20 protein-coding genes are annotated in these 20105 nt (G+C 56.4%); 10 read left to right on the forward strand and 10 right to left on the reverse strand.

Annotation, left to right across the window (positions count from 1 at the left end; all coding sequences use genetic code 11):
- The first annotated feature begins 77 nt into the window (after positions 1-77).
- The 3 genes from ACWKXT_RS18745 to ACWKXT_RS18755 are packed head-to-tail and all read left to right on the forward strand — an operon-like array spanning position 78 to position 2215.
- A complete protein-coding gene (locus ACWKXT_RS18745; protein ID WP_454533101.1) occupies positions 78-1100 on the forward strand; it encodes a hydrolase in 1023 nt (340 codons plus the stop codon).
- Positions 1097-1315 (forward strand): YheU family protein, encoded by a 219-nt coding sequence (locus ACWKXT_RS18750; protein ID WP_013099053.1) that lies wholly within the window; start codon positions 1097-1099, stop codon positions 1313-1315. The genes ACWKXT_RS18745 and ACWKXT_RS18750 overlap by 4 nt, the downstream gene beginning before the upstream one ends.
- Positions 1316-1345: 30 nt before the next feature.
- Entirely contained in the window at positions 1346-2215 is an 870-nt protein-coding gene (locus ACWKXT_RS18755; protein ID WP_116342661.1) for a phosphoribulokinase, read from the forward strand.
- Between the two features lie 66 nt (positions 2216-2281).
- Here the strand turns inward: ACWKXT_RS18755 and ACWKXT_RS18760 are convergent, their stop codons facing one another.
- A complete protein-coding gene (locus ACWKXT_RS18760) occupies positions 2282-2686 on the reverse strand; it encodes an OsmC family protein (RefSeq protein WP_010436331.1) in 405 nt (134 codons plus the stop codon).
- 311 nt (positions 2687-2997) lie between these two features.
- On the opposite strand from ACWKXT_RS18760, the gene crp reads away from it, so the two are divergent.
- Both crp and ACWKXT_RS18770 read left to right on the forward strand, forming a co-directional pair.
- Positions 2998-3630 (forward strand): cAMP-activated global transcriptional regulator CRP, encoded by a 633-nt coding sequence (crp, locus tag ACWKXT_RS18765; protein ID WP_000242758.1) that lies wholly within the window; start codon positions 2998-3000, stop codon positions 3628-3630.
- 57 nt (positions 3631-3687) lie between these two features.
- Positions 3688-5775 carry a YccS/YhfK family putative transporter gene (locus ACWKXT_RS18770; RefSeq protein ID WP_454529493.1) on the forward strand — a complete coding sequence of 696 codons (2088 nt, stop codon included), beginning with the start codon at positions 3688-3690 and terminating at the stop codon, positions 5773-5775.
- Here the strand turns inward: ACWKXT_RS18770 and argD are convergent.
- The 4 genes from argD to ppiA form a co-directional block, all read right to left on the reverse strand.
- Complete coding sequence (gene argD / locus ACWKXT_RS18775) at positions 5772-6992, reverse strand: bifunctional acetylornithine/succinyldiaminopimelate transaminase (RefSeq protein ID WP_454529474.1); 1221 nt, start codon at positions 6990-6992, stop codon at positions 5772-5774. The two genes, ACWKXT_RS18770 and argD, sit on opposite strands and share 4 nt — an antisense overlap.
- 87 nt (positions 6993-7079) lie before the next feature.
- Positions 7080-7643 carry an aminodeoxychorismate synthase component 2 gene (pabA, locus tag ACWKXT_RS18780; RefSeq protein WP_454529473.1) on the reverse strand — a complete coding sequence of 188 codons (564 nt, stop codon included), beginning with the start codon at positions 7641-7643 and terminating at the stop codon, positions 7080-7082.
- A 30-nt stretch (positions 7644-7673) separates the two neighbouring features.
- The gene (locus ACWKXT_RS18785; protein ID WP_454529472.1) at positions 7674-8258 is read right to left on the reverse strand and encodes a putative adenosine monophosphate-protein transferase Fic; all 585 of its coding nucleotides are present in this window, start codon (positions 8256-8258) and stop codon (positions 7674-7676) included.
- 104 nt (positions 8259-8362) lie between these two features.
- Positions 8363-8935 (reverse strand): peptidylprolyl isomerase A, encoded by a 573-nt coding sequence (gene ppiA / locus ACWKXT_RS18790; protein ID WP_032644556.1) that lies wholly within the window; start codon positions 8933-8935, stop codon positions 8363-8365.
- 277 nt (positions 8936-9212) lie between these two features.
- Between ppiA and tsgA the strand changes: the two genes are divergently transcribed.
- The gene (tsgA, locus tag ACWKXT_RS18795) at positions 9213-10397 is read left to right on the forward strand and encodes an MFS transporter TsgA (RefSeq protein WP_021242206.1); all 1185 of its coding nucleotides are present in this window, start codon (positions 9213-9215) and stop codon (positions 10395-10397) included.
- A gap of 3 nt (positions 10398-10400) precedes the next feature.
- Here tsgA and ACWKXT_RS18800 read toward each other — a convergent pair whose 3' ends face one another.
- Entirely contained in the window at positions 10401-11717 is a 1317-nt protein-coding gene (locus ACWKXT_RS18800) for a cytosine deaminase (RefSeq protein ID WP_454533102.1), read from the reverse strand.
- A gap of 240 nt (positions 11718-11957) precedes the next feature.
- Here ACWKXT_RS18800 and nirB point away from each other — a divergent pair, with 240 nt between their 5' ends.
- The 4 genes from nirB to ACWKXT_RS18820 all read left to right on the forward strand — a co-directional run bounded on the left by nirB (position 11958) and on the right by ACWKXT_RS18820 (position 16648).
- Positions 11958-14501: a nitrite reductase large subunit NirB gene (nirB, locus tag ACWKXT_RS18805; RefSeq protein WP_454533103.1), complete on the forward strand. Its 2544-nt coding sequence runs from the start codon at positions 11958-11960 to the stop codon at positions 14499-14501.
- Positions 14498-14824, forward strand: a complete 327-nt coding sequence (gene nirD / locus ACWKXT_RS18810; RefSeq protein ID WP_045268730.1) for a nitrite reductase small subunit NirD — start codon at positions 14498-14500, stop codon at positions 14822-14824. The genes nirB and nirD overlap by 4 nt, the downstream gene beginning before the upstream one ends.
- Positions 14825-14959: 135 nt before the next feature.
- A complete protein-coding gene (gene cysG / locus ACWKXT_RS18815) occupies positions 14960-16333 on the forward strand; it encodes a siroheme synthase CysG (protein ID WP_454529469.1) in 1374 nt (457 codons plus the stop codon).
- A gap of 144 nt (positions 16334-16477) precedes the next feature.
- Positions 16478-16648 carry a YhfL family protein gene (locus ACWKXT_RS18820; RefSeq protein WP_008503029.1) on the forward strand — a complete coding sequence of 57 codons (171 nt, stop codon included), beginning with the start codon at positions 16478-16480 and terminating at the stop codon, positions 16646-16648.
- Between the two features lie 144 nt (positions 16649-16792).
- Here the strand turns inward: ACWKXT_RS18820 and trpS are convergent, their stop codons facing one another.
- From trpS to dam, 4 genes are read right to left on the reverse strand one after another with little or no spacing between them, the layout of a single operon-like run.
- Entirely contained in the window at positions 16793-17797 is a 1005-nt protein-coding gene (trpS, locus tag ACWKXT_RS18825) for a tryptophan--tRNA ligase (protein ID WP_121426113.1), read from the reverse strand.
- Entirely contained in the window at positions 17790-18551 is a 762-nt protein-coding gene (gene gph / locus ACWKXT_RS18830) for a phosphoglycolate phosphatase (RefSeq protein ID WP_454533104.1), read from the reverse strand. The genes trpS and gph overlap by 8 nt, the downstream gene beginning before the upstream one ends.
- A complete protein-coding gene (rpe, locus tag ACWKXT_RS18835) occupies positions 18544-19221 on the reverse strand; it encodes a ribulose-phosphate 3-epimerase (protein WP_003861634.1) in 678 nt (225 codons plus the stop codon). The genes gph and rpe overlap by 8 nt, the downstream gene beginning before the upstream one ends.
- Before the next feature lie 41 nt (positions 19222-19262).
- A complete protein-coding gene (dam, locus tag ACWKXT_RS18840; protein WP_080329033.1) occupies positions 19263-20075 on the reverse strand; it encodes an adenine-specific DNA-methyltransferase in 813 nt (270 codons plus the stop codon).
- Between the last annotated feature and the right edge of the window lie 30 nt (positions 20076-20105).

Consider the following 20105-nt stretch of genomic DNA (forward strand, 5'->3'; position numbering starts at 1 on the left):
TGGTTCGGAAATCCAGGCTAAACGGGGTACAATTCGGAAAGTATCGTAAATTTCCGACAAGAATCAGCATCGCGCTTATGACCCAAATCATTCCATCAGACTTCGACATTGCAGCCGAAGACAGCACCGAATTCGTGCCCATGCGCGGCGTGGCCAATTGCCATTTGCAAACCATGCTGCCGCGGCTGATTCGCCGCAAGGTTCAGTTCACCCCGCACTGGCAACGGCTCGATCTGCCCGACGGCGACTTTCTGGATCTCGCCTGGAGCGAAGCGCCGGAGCAGGCTCGTCATAAGCCGCGTCTGGTGGTGTTTCACGGTTTAGAGGGCAGCCTGCACAGCCCGTATGCACATGGGTTAATTGAGGCGGCAAAAGCGCGCGGCTGGCTCGGCGTGGTGATGCATTTTCGCGGCTGTAGCGGCGAGCCCAATCGTCAGAAACGCATCTATCACTCGGGTGAAACCGAAGACGGCACCTGGTTTTTACACTGGCTGCGGGAAAATTACGGCACCGTGCCAACGGCCGCCGTGGGCTACTCGCTGGGCGGCAATATGCTGGCCTGCCTGCTGGCAAAAGAGGGCGACAGCGTACCGCTGAATGCCGCCGTCATTGTTTCCGCGCCGTTTATGCTGGAGCAGTGCAGCTACCACATGGAAAAAGGCTTTTCCCGCGTCTATCAGCGCTATCTGCTCAACCTGCTAAAAGCCAACGCGGCGCGAAAGCTGAAGGCCTACCCGGATACCCTGCCGGTAAGCCTGCGCCAGCTGAAAAAGGTGCGCCGTATTCGCGAGTTCGACGACCTGATCACCGCGAAAATCCACGGCTTCGCCGATGCGATTGACTATTATCGTCAGTGCAGCGCCATGCCGCTGCTCAGCAAGATCACGCAGCCGACGCTGATTATTCACGCCAAAGATGACCCGTTTATGGATCATCACTCTATTCCCGCGCAGGAATTCCTGCCTGACAACGTTCACTACCAGCTGACCGAGCATGGCGGCCACGTGGGGTTCATCGGCGGCACGCTGCGCAAGCCGAAAATGTGGCTGGAGGCGCGAATTCCTGACTGGCTTACTCCTTATCTGGACGGTGCAAAATGATCATTCCCTGGCAGGATCTGGCTCCCGAAACGCTCGATAATCTGATTGAAAGCTTTGTATTACGCGAAGGCACCGATTATGGTGAACATGAGCGTTCGCTTGAGCAAAAGGTCAACGATGTAAAACGCCAGCTGAAAAGCGGCGACGTGGTGCTGGTGTGGTCAGAACTGCATGAGACGGTCAATATCATGCCCCGCAACGCGTTTCACGGCTGATCTTCCAACCTTTTCAGTCAGGGAGTTGCTATGTCTGCCAGACATCCCATTATTGCCGTTACGGGCTCGAGTGGTGCGGGAACCACCACCACCAGCCTCGCTTTTCGCAAGATTTTCGCCCAGCTGAATCTCCGTTCGGCGGAGGTCGAAGGCGACAGCTTTCACCGCTATACGCGGCCTGAGATGGACATGGCGATCCGCAAGGCGCGCGATCTGGGTAAACACATCAGCTACTTCGGCCCGGAAGCCAATGATTTCGGCCTGCTGGAACAGACCTTCCGTGAATACGGGCAGAGCGGCACCGGGCAGTCCCGCAAGTATTTGCACACCTACGACGAAGCCGTACCCTGGAACCAGGTGCCGGGCACCTTTACCCCCTGGCAACCGCTGCCGGAACCGACCGACGTGCTGTTTTATGAAGGATTGCACGGTGGCGTAGTTACGCCTCAGCACGATGTGGCACGCCATGTGGATCTGCTGGTCGGCGTGGTCCCTATCGTTAACCTGGAATGGATCCAGAAGCTGACGCGTGACATGAGCGAGCGCGGCCATTCGCGCGAGGCGGTAATGGACTCGGTGGTGCGCTCCATGGAAGATTACATCAATTACCTCACGCCGCAGTTCTCCCGCACCCACATTAACTTCCAGCGCGTGCCGACGGTGGACACCTCCAACCCGTTTGCCGCCAAAAGTATCCCGTCTCTGGATGAGAGCTTTGTGGTGATCCATTTCCGCAATCTCGAAGGTATAGATTACCCCTGGCTGCTGGCGATGCTGCAGGGCTCGTTTATTTCGCACATGAACACGTTAGTGGTACCGGGCGGGAAAATGGGGCTGGCGATGGAGCTCATCATGACGCCGCTGGTTCAGCGACTGATGGAAGGGAAGCAGATCGCGTGAACATGTTCCCTCTCCCTGTGGGAGAGGGTTAGGGTGAGGGCATCAACACGCACGATGCCCCAATAATTAAGCCTCGATCACTTCATACGAATGGGTGATTTTTACCGCTTTCTCCAGCATTAACGCCACAGAGCAGTATTTCTCCGCAGAAAGATCCACCGCACGTGAAACCGCCGCGTCTTTCAGTTCTTTGCCGGTGACGATAAAGTGCAGGTTAATATGGGTAAACAAGCGTGGCGCCTCTTCGCGACGTTCTGAAGTGAGTTTTACCTCGCAATCCGTCACGTCATGACGGCCTTTTTGCAGAATCGACACCACGTCAATCGCGCTGCATCCGCCTGCCGCCATGAGCACCATTTCCATTGGGCTTGGCGCTTTATCGCCGGAGTTACCGTCCATCAAAATCTGGTGTCCTGATGCGGACTCGCCCAGAAACGTTAAACCTTCAACCCACTTCACGCGCGCTTGCATATTCATTAACTCCAACGTTGCATTTTTGGTGACAGATTACGCGCACGTTACATTTCTCGCAATGGAAGGCGACCTGCATCATGCTGAAGCGAGACACCAGGAGACACGCGGCGAAAGCTATGCTAAAACACTCAGGATGCTACAGTAATACATTGACGTTACACATGTATGCAGAGGACATCAAACTTTACTGGCTGCGAAACGTTACGACAGCCGACTTCCCAGGGTATGGGTAAGAATTCGATTGCAACCCCAGAGTCCGGATGCATCTGATGACTCTGGTGACAGCTTATAACAGAGGATAACAGCGCATGGTGCTTGGCAAACCGCAAACAGACCCGACTCTCGAATGGTTCTTGTCTCATTGCCACATTCATAAGTACCCATCGAAGAGCACGCTGATTCACCAGGGTGAAAAAGCGGAAACGTTGTATTACATCGTCAAAGGCTCGGTGGCAGTGCTGATCAAAGATGAGGAAGGCAAAGAGATGATCCTTTCTTATCTGAACCAGGGCGATTTTATCGGTGAACTGGGCCTGTTTGAAGAAGGCCAGGAACGTAGCGCCTGGGTTCGAGCAAAGACAGCATGTGAAGTGGCTGAAATTTCCTACAAGAAATTCCGTCAGCTGATTCAGGTTAACCCTGACATCCTGATGCGTCTTTCTTCTCAGATGGCGCGCCGTCTGCAGGTCACGTCAGAGAAAGTGGGTAACCTCGCCTTCCTGGACGTTACCGGCCGCATCGCGCAGACCCTGCTGAACCTGGCGAAACAGCCAGACGCGATGACCCACCCTGACGGCATGCAAATTAAAATTACCCGTCAGGAAATCGGTCAGATCGTCGGTTGCTCCCGCGAAACAGTGGGCCGTATTCTGAAAATGCTGGAAGATCAAAACCTGATCTCCGCCCACGGTAAAACCATCGTGGTTTACGGAACCCGTTAATCCCGGTCAAACGGCGTGTCATCGCAAGGTGTCACGCCGTTTTTGTCTCTATTCCCCATGTGGCGCAGGCTGATCTATCACCCGGAAGTTAACTACGCACTGCGACAAACGCTGGTGCTGTGTCTTCCTGTGGCCGTGGGCCTGATCCTCGGACACCTTCAGCAAGGTCTGCTGTTTTCCCTCGTCCCCGCCTGCTGCAACATTGCCGGTCTGGATACGCCGCATAAACGCTTTTTCAAACGCCTGATTATCGGTGGCAGCCTGTTTGCTGGCTGTAGCCTTGCCGTCCAGATCTTACTGGCCCGCGACATTCCGCTGCCGCTGATCCTGACCGTGCTGGCGATGACTCTCGGCGTCACCGCCGAAATCAGCTCGCTCCATGCCCGTCTGCTTCCCGCGTCACTCATTGCGGCCATCTTCACCCTGAGCCTGGCCGGGAATATGCCCGTGTGGGAGCCGCTGCTGATCTACGCCCTTGGCACGCTGTGGTACGGGCTGTTTAACTGGTTCTGGTTCTGGCTGTGGCGGGAACAGCCGCTGCGCGAATCCCTGAGCCTGCTCTACCGCCAACTGGCCGATTACTGCGAAGCCAAATACACCCTGCTCACCCAGCATACCGACCCGGAAAAATCGCTGCCGCCGCTGCTTGCGCGCCAGCAAAAGGTGGTGGACCTGATAAGCCAGTGCTATCAGCAGCTGCACATGCTTGCCGCCAACAGAAATCACGAATACAAACGGCTGCTGCGCACCTTCCAGGTCGGGCTCGATCTGCAGGAGCATATTTCCGTAAGCCTGCACCATCCGCAGGAGGTGCAAAAGCTGGTTGAGCGCAGCCATGCCGAAGCGGTGATCCGCTGGAACGCGCAAACCGTCTCCGCTCGCCTGCGGGTGCTGGCCGATGATATTCTCTATCACCGCTACCCGACACGCTTTTCCATGGACAAACAGCTCGGCGCGCTGGAGAAAATTGCACGCCAGCACCCGGAAAACCCGGTCGGCCAGTTTGCCGCATGGCACTTTAGCCGCATCGCCCGCGTGCTGCGCACCCAGCGCCCGCTTTACCCCCGCGACCTGATGGCGGATAAACAGAAACGTCTGCCGCTGCTGCCCGCCCTTAAAAGCTACCTGTCGCTGAAATCTTCCGCCCTGCGCAACGCCGCAAGGATTAGCGTCATGCTCAGCATCGCCAGCCTGATGGGAATGGCCCTGCACCTGCCGAAACCCTACTGGATTTTAATGACCGTGCTGTTTGTCACCCAGAATGGCTATGGCGCCACGCGGGTGCGCATTCTGCACCGGGCTGGCGGCACGATGGCGGGTCTGATTATTGCGGGCGTGACGCTGCACTTCCACGTCCCCGAGGGCTATACCCTGGCGGGCATGCTGGCGATCACTCTGGTTAGCTATCTGATTATCCGTAAAAACTACGGCTGGGCGATGGTGGGCTTTACGGTGACGGCGGTGTATACCCTGCAACTACTTACGCTTAACGGCGAACAGTTTATTGTTGCCCGTCTGATCGACACGCTGATTGGCTGCCTGATCGCCTTTGGCGGCATGGTCTGGCTGTGGCCGCAGTGGCAGAGCGGGCTACTGAGGCAGAACGCCCACGACGCGCTGGAAGCTGACCAGCAGGCCATTCGTCTTATTCTGAGCGATGACCCGCAGCCCTCTCCGCTGGCCTACGAGCGCATGAAGGTCAACCAGGCGCACAACGCCCTGTTTAACTCCCTTAACCAGGCGATGCAGGAGCCGGGCTTTAACGCGCACTATCTGGCAGACATGAAGCTGTGGGTCACGCACAGCCAGTTTATCGTCGAGCACATTAATGCCATGACCACGCTGGCGCGCGAACACACGATGCTGACGCCAGACCTGGCGCAACGCTATTTGCAGTCGTGTGAAATTGCGTTGCAGAGGTGTCAGCAGCGTCTGGAGTATGACGCGCCGGGTGAGTCGGGGGATTCAAACATTCTGGAAGCGCCGGAGACGCTGACCCACGGGCCGATGAGCACCCTGGAGCAGCATTTGCAGCGCGTGCTGGGACATCTGAACACCATGCACACCATTTCGTCGGTGGCATGGCGTCAGCGCCCGCATCACGGCATTTGGTTAACGCGCCGGTTAAAGCGAACCGAGTATTAGCCTTTAACGATCTTCTCGACCGCCGCGGCAAAGCGGGTTAACCCGTCTTCAATGTCATTGTCTTCTACCACCAGCGACGGCGCAAAACGCATCACGTCCGGCCCGGCATTGAGCACCATCACCCCTTCGTGGGCGGCGGCGTGCAGGAAATCGCGCGCGCGGCCTTTGTACTGCGGCTTCAGCTCGGCACCGATCAGCAGCCCCATGCCGCGGATCTCGCTGAAAACGGCGTACTTATCGTTTATCTGCTGGAGATGCTTCACAAACAGCTCGCGCTTCGCGCTAACGCCGTTTAGCACCTCCGGCGTGTTAATGATGTCGAACGCGGCGCCGGCCACGGCGCTCGCCAGCGGGTTGCCGCCGTAGGTGGAGCCGTGAGACCCGACGTGGAACGCGGAGGCAATTTCCTGCGTCGTCAACACCGCGCTCACCGGGAAACCGCCGCCGAGCGCTTTGGCGCTGGTCAGAATATCCGGCGTCACGCCGTAGTGCATGTAGGCAAACAGGTCTCCGGTACGCCCCATTCCGCACTGCACTTCATCAAACACCAGCAGCGCCTGATGCTCATCGCACAGTTCACGCAGCCCTTTCAGGAATTCCGGGGTCGCAGCGGTCACGCCGCCTTCGCCCTGAATAGGCTCCACCACCACCGCGCAGGTGTGGTCGTCCATTACCGCTTTTACCGCATGCAGATCGTTAAACGGCACGTGGATAATGTCGGCCGGTTTCGGGCCGAAGCCGTCGGAATATTTCGGCTGACCGCCAACGGAAACGGTAAAGAAGGAGCGTCCGTGGAAGGCGTTATGGAAGGCGATGATTTTGGTTTTATACGGGCTGTGGCGCGTGGTTGCGTAGTAGCGCGCCAGCTTAAAGGCGGTTTCGTTCGCTTCGGTGCCGGAGTTCATAAACAGCACGCGCTCGGCAAAGGTGGCATCAATGATCTTACGGCCCAGGCGCAGCGCCGGTTCGTTGGTGAACACGTTGCTGGTGTGCCACAGGGTTTCACCCTGGGTTTTCAATGCCTCAACCAGCGCAGGATGGCAGTGACCCAGCGCCGTAACCGCAATACCGCCCGCGAAATCTACATACTCTTTACCCTGCTGATCCCAGACGCGGCTGCCTTTCCCTTTCACCGGGATGAACTCAGCCGGTGCATAAATCGGCAGGATCACTTCATCAAATGTCGCGCGGGTAATTGCTGGTTGTTCAGTTGCCATGTCATGACCATCCATTTTTATGTCACAGTGATTGTGAAAATATAATCACAAAATATGCATAAAAAATCACAACAAGGCAACAGATATTCAGCGATGGAGGAAATTTGCCAGCAGCGCGTGCCCCTGCTCGCTGAGGATACTTTCCGGATGGAACTGCACGCCTTCCAGATCGTACTCGCGGTGGCGAATCCCCATGATCTCCTGCGACTCGCTCCAGGCGGTAACGTCAAAGCAGTCGGGCAGCGTCGGCGGGTCAATGACCAGAGAATGATAGCGCGTCACGGTTAACGGATTGTTTAGCCCCAGGAATACGCCGGTACCGGCGTGAGTGACCGGCGAGGTTTTGCCATGCATCACTTTCGCGGCACGCACGATGGTAGCCCCAAACGCCTGGGCAATGGCCTGATGCCCCAGGCAGACGCCCAGGATCGGCAGCCTGCCGGAATAGTGGTGAATAACATCGAGAGAAATGCCCGACTCCGATGGCGTACACGGCCCCGGCGAAATCACGATTTTCTGCGGAGCCAGCGTCTCAATATCGGTCATGCCGATCTCGTCGTTGCGGCGGACAACCACCTCTGCACCCAGCTCACAAAAATACTGGTAAAGGTTCCAGGTGAAGGAATCGTAGTTATCAATCAGCAGAATCATGGCGGCTCCTGAAAAAAATGCCGCCCTATTCTACTCAGATTCCCGCGCTTCGCTCACTACTTTGGCAAAGATAGCGTTTAACGCGGTTAAATCTCCCGTTGCGCCACTTCGGTTAGCCGCCACCCACTGCTCGGGATCGATATCCCGCCAGTCCAGCGCGTAACCCGCATGGATGGCCAACTGCTCAAAGAAGACGCGTTGCGCAATGCCGTTACCGCGCATAAAGGGATGCAGCATATTGATTTCACAGTAGTAATGGCTGACTTTTTCAACAAACGCCGCTTTCTCAAGACCCACAAGATACTTATCGCTCTCCAGCGCCGCCATCAGTTCGTTGCCCATCTTTTCGATGTACTCGAAATGACAGAAGGGAATGTCTCCCTTAAAAATATCGTCGGTACGGAATTCGCCTGCCCGCTTCATCTCGCTGTGATACAGATGGCGGTGAATAAGGCACAGATGGGGCAACCCGGGCGCGGAAGGCCCAAGCTCAAGCGTCTCGATGTGAGGTTCTGAGGGACCATTACCTTTTTCAAGGAGACAACTGGCCTGAAGATTGACGTTACGCTGCTGCTCCCAGAGACGGGATTTTTGCTTATCGGTGAGTTTTTTCACTTAACGCCTCCCTGAATAGTCCGTTTGCCACAAGTATAAGCAGCAAAACGCGCTTTCGCAGGGAGGGACGCAACACGGGCGAGGATCGCCCGTGTCGAAGAGACTTATGGCAGAACTTTCGCGGAGAGGATCACGACAGGTTTAGACGGTACATTCTGGTACGGGCCGACGTCATGAGTCTGTACCTGAGAAATCTTGTCCGCCACGTCCATTCCTTTCACAATTTTACCGAAGACCGCATAGCCGAAGTCGCGCTGGCCGTGGTCAAGGAAGGCGTTATCCGCCACGTTGAGGAAGAACTGGCTGGTGGCGCTATCTTTGTCTGCGGTACGCGCCATCGAGATGGTGCCGCGCTTGTTCAGCAGGCCGTTGTCCGCTTCGTTTTTAATTGGCGGGTTCGGCTGTTTCTGCTGCATCTGCTCATTGAAGCCGCCACCCTGAATCATGAAGCCTGGGATCACGCGGTGGAAGGTGGTGTTGTTATAGAAACCACTGTTCACGTAGTCGAGGAAGTTTTTCACAGAAACCGGAGCTTTCTGGCTATTCAGTTCCAGCTCAATGTTCCCGGCGGAGGTGGTCAGCAGAACGTGAGGGTCCCCTTTGGCTGCCAGCGCAGCAGGGGAAACGGCAGAAAGAGCAAACACAGCTGCGACAGCCGCCAGTGTTGATTTGAGCATGAGAATTCCTTAACAAAGCGCAGTGTAAAAAGCGAATGGCTTGATTCTAAAGAGCAGTATGAACGGAGACCAGCCTTTTACCTAATTTTACGAAATTGAAACAATTATTACTGCGCAAACGATTGGTTACGCCCGCATTAGTGTGATTTAGATCACACTAAAACCTGCAATTAAATATTCATTGCCTTTAAAAGATAGGAATAGATCACTTTAACGACTAAAATCTGCCCGCTCTCAGCGCCCTCCCGGCGCTTTTCTTTTTCTGAACAGGCCAGACATGACTAACAGCAATCGCATCAAGCTCACATGGATCAGCTTCTTCTCCTACGCCCTGACCGGCGCGTTGGTGATCGTCACCGGGATGGTGATGGGGAATATCGCAGACTACTTCCAGCTGCCCGTTTCCAGCATGAGTAACACTTTCACCTTCCTCAACGCGGGGATCCTGATCTCTATCTTCCTGAATGCCTGGCTGATGGAAATCGTCCCGCTGAAAACTCAGCTGCGCTTTGGCTTTGTGCTGATGGTCGCCGCCGTGGCGGGCCTGATGCTGAGCCACAGTATCGCGCTGTTCTCCGCCGCCATGTTCGTGCTCGGTCTGGTCAGCGGGATCACCATGTCGATCGGTACGTTCCTCATTACCCATATGTATGAAGGCCGCCAGCGCGGCGCGCGCCTGCTGTTTACCGACTCCTTCTTCAGCATGGCCGGGATGATTTTCCCGATGGTCGCGGCCGTACTGCTGGCACGCAGCATTGAGTGGTACTGGGTCTATGCGTGCATCGGTCTGGTCTACGTGGCGATCTTTATTCTGACCTTCGGCTGCGAATTCCCGGTGCTGGGCAAGAAAGCGCAAACCACCGCAGAGCCCGTCGCGAAAGAGAAATGGGGCATCGGCGTGCTGTTCCTCTCCATCGCCGCGCTGTGCTACATCCTGGGCCAGCTGGGCTTTATCTCCTGGGTACCGGAATACGCCAAAGGCCTGGGCATGAGCCTGAACGACGCGGGTAAACTGGTGAGCGATTTCTGGATGTCTTACATGTTCGGCATGTGGGCGTTTAGCTTCATCCTGCGCTTCTTCGACCTGCAGCGTATCCTGACCGTGCTGGCGGGCCTGGCGACCGTGCTGATGTACCTGTTCATCAACGGTTCACCGGAGCATATGCCGTGGTTCATCCTGACCCTGGGCTTCTTCTCCAGCGCGATTTACACCTCGATCATCACCCTGGGCTCCCTGCAGACTAAAGTGGCCTCGCCGAAGCTGGTTAACTTCGTGCTGACCTGCGGCACCATCGGCACCATGCTGACCTTCGTGGTGACGGGCCCGATCGTCGCCCACAGCGGCCCGCTGGCGGCGCTGCACACCGCGAACGGTCTGTACGCCGTGGTGTTCATCATGTGCTTCATCCTGGGCTTCGTGACCCGCCACCGCCAGCACAACGCGGCAGCAGCGTCTCACTAATCCTTACGCCCCTTTGCACTCGGCAGAGGGGCTGTTTCTGGTAAAACTCACCTCTTCTCCCCCGACATCCGTCTGGATCCACGTCTGCGCCAGCTGCGTGGTGGCAATCACCCGCCCCTGACGAATCGACCAGCGCACCGGCACCTGACGGCGCACCGCTTCAAACCCGCTCTCCGCAGGCAGAATAATCAGGTTCGCCGGGTTCCCCGTCTTAATGCCGTAATCGCTCAGGCCAAAGGTCCGGGCGCTGTTATGGGTGATCAGATTCAGGCCGCTGTCGATTTGCGGATAGCCCATCATCTGGCAGACGTGCAGCCCCATATGCAGCACCTGCAGCATGTTGCCGGTGCCGAGCGGATACCACGGGTCAAAGACATCGTCGTGACCGAAACAGACGTTAATGCCCGCTTCCTGCAGCTCTTTCACGCGCGTGATGCCGCGGCGCTTCGGATAGTCATCAAAGCGCCCCTGCAAATGAATGTTGACCAGCGGGTTAGCGACGAAGTTAATTCCCGACATTTTCAGCAGACGGAAGAGCCGCGAGGTGTATGCGCCATTGTAGGAGTGCATGGCGGTAGTGTGGCTGGCCGTCACGCGCGGGCCGATGCCGGCCTCATAGGCCAGCGTCGCGACCGTCTCCACAAAGCGCGACTGTTCGTCGTCAATTTCATCGCAGTGAATATCCAGCGGACGGTCATACTTCTTTGCCAGCTCGAAAGCGATGTGCAGCGACTGGACGCCATACTCGCGGGTGAATTCGAAATGCGGGATCGCCCCCACCACGTCGGCTCCCAGCTTTAACGCCTCTTCCAGCAGCGCCGCGCCGTTCGGGTAAGAGAGAATACCCTCCTGCGGAAACGCGACGATTTGCAGCGTCACCCACGGGGCGACCTCCTGCTTCACCTCCAGCATGGCCTTCAGGGCGGTGAGCGTCGGGTCCGAGACATCCACATGGGTGCGGACAAACTGAATGCCGTTGGCGATTTGCCATTTAAGCGTTTTCCAGGCGCGCGCTTTCACTTCCTCATGACTGAGTAACGCCTTGCGTTCCGCCCAGCGCTCAATGCCCTCAAACAGCGTGCCGGACTGGTTCCAGTTTGGTTCACCCGCCGTCTGGGTGGTATCAAGATGGATATGCGGCTCAATAAACGGCGGAATAGCGAGCCCACCGTGCGCATTTAACACGTCATAACTCTCGGCGTGGGTATCGTCCATTGGGGTGATGTCACCAAACCGGCCGTTTTCAATGGCGAGTTGCCACAGTCCTTCCCGACCCGGTAAGCGAACATTCTGAACAAGCCAAAGCGGTGTTGTAGACATTTCCTTTCCCCTGATAAACGCAACGGTTGTTAAAGCGTACTTTTGTTTGAAAATCCGCCTTTGTGTTGTACACAAAATCGACGACATCGAAAAGCCTGCGATTTCCACAACTTATAAAAATCCTGACAAATCAGCCTCATACCCCCTAAGGAGTAGGCGAAGACGTATTTGATTTACATCAATAAGCGCCACTGCTGAATCGTTAAGGTAGGCAGTAATAGATAAGAAATCGAGGCAAAAATGAGCAAAGTCAGACTCGCTATCATCGGTAACGGCATGGTCGGCCACCGCTTTATTGAGGATCTTCTCGATAAAGCCGATGCTGAGCAGTTCGATATTACCGTGTTCTGTGAAGAACCCCGCAAGGCGTACGACCGCGTGCACTTGTCTTCCTACTTCTCCCATCATACCGCCGAAGAGCTTTCTCTGGTGCGTGAAGGTTTCTACGAGAAGCATGGCGTAAAAGTGCTGGTGGGCGAGCGTGCCATCACTATTAACCGTCAGGAAAAAGTGATCCACTCCAGTGCCGGGCGTACAGTTTTTTACGACAAGCTGATCATGGCGACAGGCTCGTATCCGTGGATCCCGCCAATTAAAGGCTCGGAAACGCAGGATTGCTTCGTTTATCGTACGATTGAAGACCTCAACGCTATCGAGTCCTGCGCGCGCCGAAGCCGTCGTGGCGCGGTGGTCGGCGGCGGTCTGCTGGGTCTGGAAGCAGCTGGCGCGCTCAAAAACCTCGGGGTTGAAACCCACGTTATCGAATTTGCGCCAATGCTGATGGCCGAACAGCTGGACCACATGGGTGGCGACCAGTTGCGCCGTAAAATCGAAAGCATGGGCGTGAAAGTTCACACCAGCAAGAACACCAAAGAGATCGTGCAGGAAGGTACCGAAGCGCGTAAAACCATGCGCTTTGCCGACGGCAGCGAGCTGGAAGTGGACTTCATCGTCTTCTCCACCGGTATTCGCCCGCGCGACAAGCTGGCGACCCAGTGCGGCCTGGCGGTAGCGCAGCGCGGCGGGATCATGATTAACGATTCCTGCCAGACTTCCGATCCAGATATCTACGCCATCGGTGAATGCGCCAGCTGGAACAACCGCGTATACGGCCTGGTCGCGCCGGGCTACAAAATGGCGCAGGTCGCCGTTGACCATATCCTCGGTAGCGAAAACGCATTTACTGGCGCAGACATGAGCGCCAAGCTGAAGCTACTGGGCGTGGACGTGGGCGGTATCGGCGATGCGCACGGTCGCACCCCGAATTCCCGCAGCTATGTCTATCTCGACGAAAGCAAAGAGGTCTACAAACGTCTTATCGTCAGCCAGGACAACAAAACCCTGCTCGGTGCAGTGCTGGTGGGCGACACCAGCGACTTCGGCAACCTGCTCCAGCTGGTGCTGAACGCCATCGAGCTGCCGGAAAACCCGGACGCGTTAATCCTTCCGGCTCACGCCTCCAGCGGCAAGCCGTCTATCGGCGTGGATAAACTGCCGGACAGCGCGCAGATTTGCTCCTGCTTCGACGTCACCAAAGGCATGCTGATCTCCGCTATCAACAATGGCTGCCACACCGTGGCGGCACTGAAAGCGGAAACCAAAGCCGGTACCGGCTGCGGCGGCTGTATTCCACTGGTCACTCAGGTACTGAACGCCGAACTGGCGAAACAGGGCATCGAAGTGAACAACAACCTGTGCGAGCACTTTACCTACTCTCGCCAGGAGCTGTACCACCTGATCCGCGTGGAAGGTATTAAGTCCTTCGACGAGCTGCTGGCGAAGCACGGCCAGGGTTACGGCTGTGAAGTGTGTAAACCGACCGTCGGCTCCCTGCTGGCCTCCTGCTGGAATGAGTACGTGCTCAAACCAGAACACACACCGCTGCAGGACACCAACGACAACTTCCTGGCGAACATCCAGAAAGACGGTACCTACTCCGTGATTCCGCGCTCTGCTGGTGGCGAAATTACGCCGGAAGGGCTGGTCGCGGTGGGCCGTATCGCCCGTGAATTTAACCTGTACACCAAAATCACCGGTTCCCAGCGTATCGGCCTGTTTGGCGCGCAGAAGGATGACCTGCCGGAAATCTGGCGTCAGCTGATTGAAGCAGGCTTCGAAACCGGCCACGCGTACGCCAAAGCGCTGCGCATGGCGAAAACCTGCGTGGGCAGCACCTGGTGCCGCTACGGTGTCGGCGACAGCGTGGGCTTCGGCGTGGAGCTGGAAAACCGCTATAAAGGCATCCGCACCCCGCACAAAATGAAGTTTGGCGTCTCCGGCTGTACCCGCGAATGTGCGGAAGCGCAGGGTAAAGACGTGGGGATCATCGCCACCGAGAAAGGCTGGAACCTGTACGTCTGCGGTAACGGCGGGATGAAGCCACGCCATGCGGACCTGCTGGCGGCGGATCTCGATCGTGACACGCTGATTCAGTATCTCGACCGCTTCATGATGTTCTACATCCGTACCGCCGATAAGCTGACCCGTACCGCTTCCTGGCTCGATAACCTGGAAGGCGGCATCGACTACCTGAAAGCGGTGATCATCGACGACAAGCTGGGCCTGAACGAGCATCTGGAAGCTGAGATGGCTCGCCTGCGCGAGGCGGTGATCTGCGAGTGGACTGAAACCGTCAACACCCCGGCGGCGCAGACGCGCTTCAAACACTTTATCAACAGCACCCAGCGCGATCCGAACGTGCAGGTAGTGCCAGAGCGTGAACAGCATCGCCCGGCAACACCGTATGAACGCATTCCAGTGACGCTGGTGGAGGAAAACGCATGAGCCAGTGGGTAAACATCTGCGAGATTAACGACATTCTGCCCGCCACCGGCGTGTGTGCGCTGCTGGGCAACGAACAGGTCGCCATTTTCCGTCCTCGCCACGATGAACAGGTTTTTGCCATCAGCAATATCGATCCGTTCTTCGAAGCCAGCGTGCTCTCCCGCGGACTGATTGCGGAGCATCAGGGCGAGCTGTGGGTTGCCAGCCCGCTGAAAAAGCAGCGTTTCCGTTTAACCGACGGACGCTGCATGGAAGATGAAAGCTTCTCTGTGAAGCACTACGACGTCCGCGTGAAGGACGGCAAGGTGCAGCTCAAAGCCTAACCCCCCGCCTTTTCAATAGGAAAGGCTTATGACCCCTTATGGGTAACGGCAGGAAAAACCGTATGTTCTGTACGATTCCTGCTGTTATCCTGACGTCAATTCTTACCCCCTCCTTGAATGCTGTGAGGTAACGTCGTGGACCACCTGCCGATTTTCTGTCAATTACGCCATCGCGACTGCCTGCTTGTGGGCGGCGGCGATGTGGCTGAACGCAAAGCTCGCCTGCTGCTGGAGGCTGGCGCCCGACTGACCGTCAACGCCCTCACCTTCGCCCCGCAGTTTGAGGTCTGGGCCCAGGAAGGGATGCTCACGCTGGTGCGGGGGGAGTTTGATGAATCCCTGCTGGATACCTGCTGGCTGACGATTGCCGCGACGGATGACGATGAAGTGAACCAGCGCGTCAGCGACGCCTGTGAAGCGCGCCGCATCTTCTGCAACGTGGTGGATGCGCCGAAAGAGGCCAGCTTCATCATGCCGTCGATTATCGACCGCTCGCCGCTGATGATTGCGGTGTCGTCCGGCGGTCGCTCGCCGGTTCTCGCCCGCCTGCTGCGGGAAAAACTGGAGGCCGTGCTGCCGCAGCACCTTGGTCAGATTGCCCACTATGCAGGGCAACTGCGTTCACGCGTGAAGCAAACCTTCTCAACCGTGGGCGAACGTCGTCGCTTCTGGGAAAAATTCTTCGTGAACGACAGGCTGGCGCAGTCGCTGGCGAATCAGGACACCAAGGCCGTTGAAGAGACGACCGAGCAGCTGCTGAGCGAGCCGCTGGATCACCGTGGTGAAGTCGTGCTGGTAGGTGCAGGCCCGGGTGATGCAGGGTTACTGACGCTAAAAGGACTGCAGCAGATCCAGCAGGCCGATATCGTGGTTTATGACCGCCTGGTTTCCGATGACATCATGAACCTGGTACGCCGCGACGCTGACCGCGTTTTCGTAGGCAAACGCGCGGGCTACCACTGCGTGCCGCAGGAGGAGATTAACCAGATCCTGCTGCGCGAGGCGCAGAAAGGTAAGCGCGTGGTGCGCCTTAAGGGCGGCGATCCGTTTATCTTTGGTCGCGGCGGCGAGGAGCTGGAAACCCTGTGTAACGCGGGCATTCCGTTCTCCGTGGTGCCGGGCATTACGGCGGCGTCCGGCTGTTCAGCTTACTCCGGAATACCGCTGACCCATCGCGACTACGCCCAGAGCGTGCGCCTGGTGACGGGCCACCTGAAAACCGGCAGCGAGCTGGACTGGCATAACCTGGCCGCTGAAAAGCAGACGCTGGTGTTCTACATGGGGCTGAACCAGGCCGCCACTATCCAGACGAAACTGCTGGAGCACGGCATGGAGGCGAATATGCCCGTTGCGCTGGTGGAAAACGGTACGTCAATCAAGCAGCGCGTGGTGAATGGCGCGCTGACGCAGCTCGGTGAGCTGGCGCAGCAGGTTGAAAGCCCGGCGCTGATTGTTGTGGGTCGTGTGGTTGAACTGCGCGATAAGCTGAACTGGTTCTCGAATCACTAACGCATATTCTCCCCCCTTCGAGTAGTCCTTAAGCGGACTACTCCCTTCATACCTCAGTCGATAACATACCGCTCGCATAGTGGAACTTTTCCATTTATTCCCTCGTGTTACATCCAATTTAAGATTTTTAGACAAGGAATGCGTATGTTCAAGCTGGCAAAAGCCGCCGTTCTGGTTGGCCTGTTATCGACTCTGACCGCCTGCACCGGTCACGTTCAAAATACTAAAAATAACTGCAGCTACGATTACCTGCTGCACCCGGCGATCTCCATTTCGAAGATCATTGGCGGTTGCGGCCCGGCGGCACAGCAGTAAGCGTTTTTCAGGCGTAAAAAAACCGGGGATTTCCCGGTTTTTTTATTTAGAAAAGTGCGGCGTGATGCCCTCACCCTGGCCCTCTCCCACAGGGAGAGGGTACAAACCCTAAAAACGGTAACGCCGTTACCGTTTTGCTTTTACCTACGGCTTCGCAACAAACCCAATCGCTTCGTACACCGCTTTCAGGGTTTCGGACGCGCGCGCGCTGGCTTTTTCCGCGCCGTCTTTCATTACCTTCTGCAGGAAAGCTTCGTCGTTACGGTAGCGGTGATAGCGCTCCTGCAGCTCGGTCAGCATGCCGGAAACAGCATCCGCGACTTCACCTTTCAGGTGGCCGTACATCTTACCTTCGAAGTGCTGCTCCAGCTCAGGAATGCTCTGCCCGGTCACGCCGGAGAGGATATCCAGCAGGTTGGAGACGCCCGCTTTGTTCTGCACGTCGTAGCGCACCACAGGCGGCTCATCGGAGTCGGTGACCGCGCGCTTGAGTTTTTTCACTACCGATTTCGGATCTTCCAGCAGGCCGATAACGTTGTTGCGGTTATCGTCAGACTTGGACATCTTTTTGGTCGGCTCCAGCAGCGACATCACGCGCGCGCCGGATTTCGGAATAAACGGCTCAGGCACTTTGAACACGTCACCGTAAATCGCGTTGAAGCGCTGGGCAATATCGCGGCTCAGCTCCAGGTGCTGCTTCTGGTCTTCACCCACCGGCACCTGATTGGTCTGGTACAGCAGAATATCTGCCGCCATCAGCACCGGATAGTCAAACAGACCGGCGTTGATGTTTTCAGAGTAGCGCGCGGATTTATCCTTGAACTGGGTCATGCGGCTCAGCTCGCCGAAATAGGTATAGCAGTTCAGCGCCCAGCCCAGCTGTGCGTGCTCTGGCACATGGGACTGAACGAAAATGGTGCTCTTCTCAGGATCGATGCCACAGGCCAGGTACAGCGCCAGCGTATCCAGCGTGGCTTTGCGCAGCTTCTCAGGATCCTGGCGCGCGGTGATAGCATGCAAATCTACGATGCAGTAGATGCAATGGTAGTCATCCTGCATGCTGACCCACTGACGTAACGCACCCATGTAGTTACCAATGGTCAATTCACCTGAAGGCTGTGCGCCACTAAAAACGATGGGCTTAGTCATTATTCAATTCCTGATGTTCACTGTGCGAAAGCCCGAGTGCGGGCAACAAATCTTTGAAGTGGTCGAACACAACATCCGGCTCACTCAGCGTAATGGCTTCACCGTAGTTGTAGCCATAGGTTAATCCGACGGAAGGACACCCAGCCGCTCGGGCAGCCAGAATATCATTGCGTGAATCCCCAACAAAGAGCAGCTCCGCAGGCGTTAAGGATAATTTTCCTGCCACCAGCAACAGCGGTTCCGGATGTGGCTTCTTGTTCTGCACGTCATCGCCGCCCACAACCACAGAGAAATACTTCGCGATATCCAGCGCTTCCAGCAGTGGTGCAACGAACGGCGTTGGCTTGTTGGTCACCAGTCCCAGCGGGATGCCGTTCGCATGCAGCGCGCTCAGCGTCTCCAGAACGTCCGGGAACAGGAAGCTCCCCTCCTCGACCGTCTCTTCATAGAAACGATCGAACAGTTTACGCAGAATACGCAGCTGCTCATCTTTAGGAATGTCGGCGTGATCGACGCTCGGTTTACCCTGCGCAGCACGCTGCGATGCGCGCTCCTGGCGAGCCCAGGTCAGCGCGCGCTCCATCAGCACGTCGGCACCGTTACCAATCCACGTCACCACGAGCTCTTCGCCCGCAACGGGTAATTCGAGCGCATACAGCGCCTGATCGACGGCGCTCGTTAAGCCTGGCGCGCTGTCGACCAGCGTGCCGTCGAGGTCAAATGCGATACCCCGGGTTGCCTGCAATTTATCCATGACTTACCTTCGCCAGTTCACGGCGCATTTCATCAATGACTTTTTTGTAATCCGGTTGGTCGAAAATCGCTGAGCCTGCAACGAACATATCCGCGCCCGCGGCCGCAATTTCACCAATGTTATTCACTTTCACACCGCCATCCACTTCCAGACGAATGTCATAACCCGACTCATCGATACGACGGCGCACTTCACGCAGCTTATCAAGCGTTTGAGGGATAAATGACTGGCCGCCAAAGCCCGGGTTAACGGACATCAGCAGGATCACATCCAGCTTATCCATTACGTAATCGAGATAGCTCAGCGGCGTGGCCGGGTTAAACACCAGCCCCGCCTTACAGCCGTTCTCTTTGATCAGCTGCAGCGTGCGGTCAACGTGTTCGGAGGCTTCCGGATGGAAAGTGATGATGCTGGCACCCGCTGCGGCAAAGTCAGGCACGATGCGGTCGACAGGCTTCACCATCAGGTGAACGTCGATCGGCGCGGTAATACCATAGTTACGCAGCGCCTTGAGCACCATTGGGCCAATCGTCAGGTTGGGAACATAGTGGTTGTCCATAACGTCGAAATGGACGACATCCGCACCAGCCGCGAGAGCTTTAGCGGTGTCTTCACCCAGGCGGGCAAAATCGGCCGACAGAATTGAGGGGGCAATCAAAAACTGTTTCATCCGCATCTCCTTGAAATGTGTTTACCGGCGGGCAAAACGGCTCAGGGGCGATAAAGAGCCAGAAGTTCGTCCACCTTTTTACGTGTGCCGCCGTTGCTGCTAATGCTACGCCGCACCTTAACCTGAAAATGCTTCGCGGCTTTGTACCATTCGCGCGTATCAGGGGTATCGTGATTCGAAATTAACACCGGAATTCTTTTGCTGACCAGCTTTTCCGCCATCTCCGCCAGACGGGCCTGTTCGGCCGGGCTGAAGCTATTGGTGTGGTAGGCGGTAAAATTCGCCGTTGCAGAGAGCGGCGCGTAAGGGGGGTCACAGTAAACCACCGAGTTTACGCCAGCCAGCTCCATGCACTCCTCGTAGGAGAGGCAATGGAATTCTGCATTCTGCGCTTTTTCAGCAAAGTGATACAGCTCGTCCTGCGGGAAATACGGGCGCTTATAACGACCAAACGGCACGTTAAATTCCCCGCGCAGGTTATACCGGCACAGGCCGTTGTAGCCATGACGATTAAGATAGAGGAACAGCAGCGCGCGGCGGAACGGATCCTGGCTCTGATTAAACTCAGTGCGGAACTGATAGTAGACGTCAGGCTGGTTGTTCTCAGGCGTAAACAGCTTCCGCGCCTCTTCCACATACTCATCGGTACGCAGCTTGACGATGTTATAGAGGCTGATAAGGTCGCTGTTGATATCCGCCAGGATATAACGAGAAAAATCGGTGTTCAGGAACACCGATCCCGCGCCCACGAAGGGCTCGATAAGACACTCGCCTTTTGGCAGGTGCTTTTTAATATCATCGAGCAGGGGGTATTTCCCCCCTGCCCATTTCAGAAAAGCGCGATTTTTTTTCATGCTGACTAACTGATTACACCTTCTCCGGCT

This window comes from Enterobacter sp. UPMP701, from assembly GCF_053709515.1.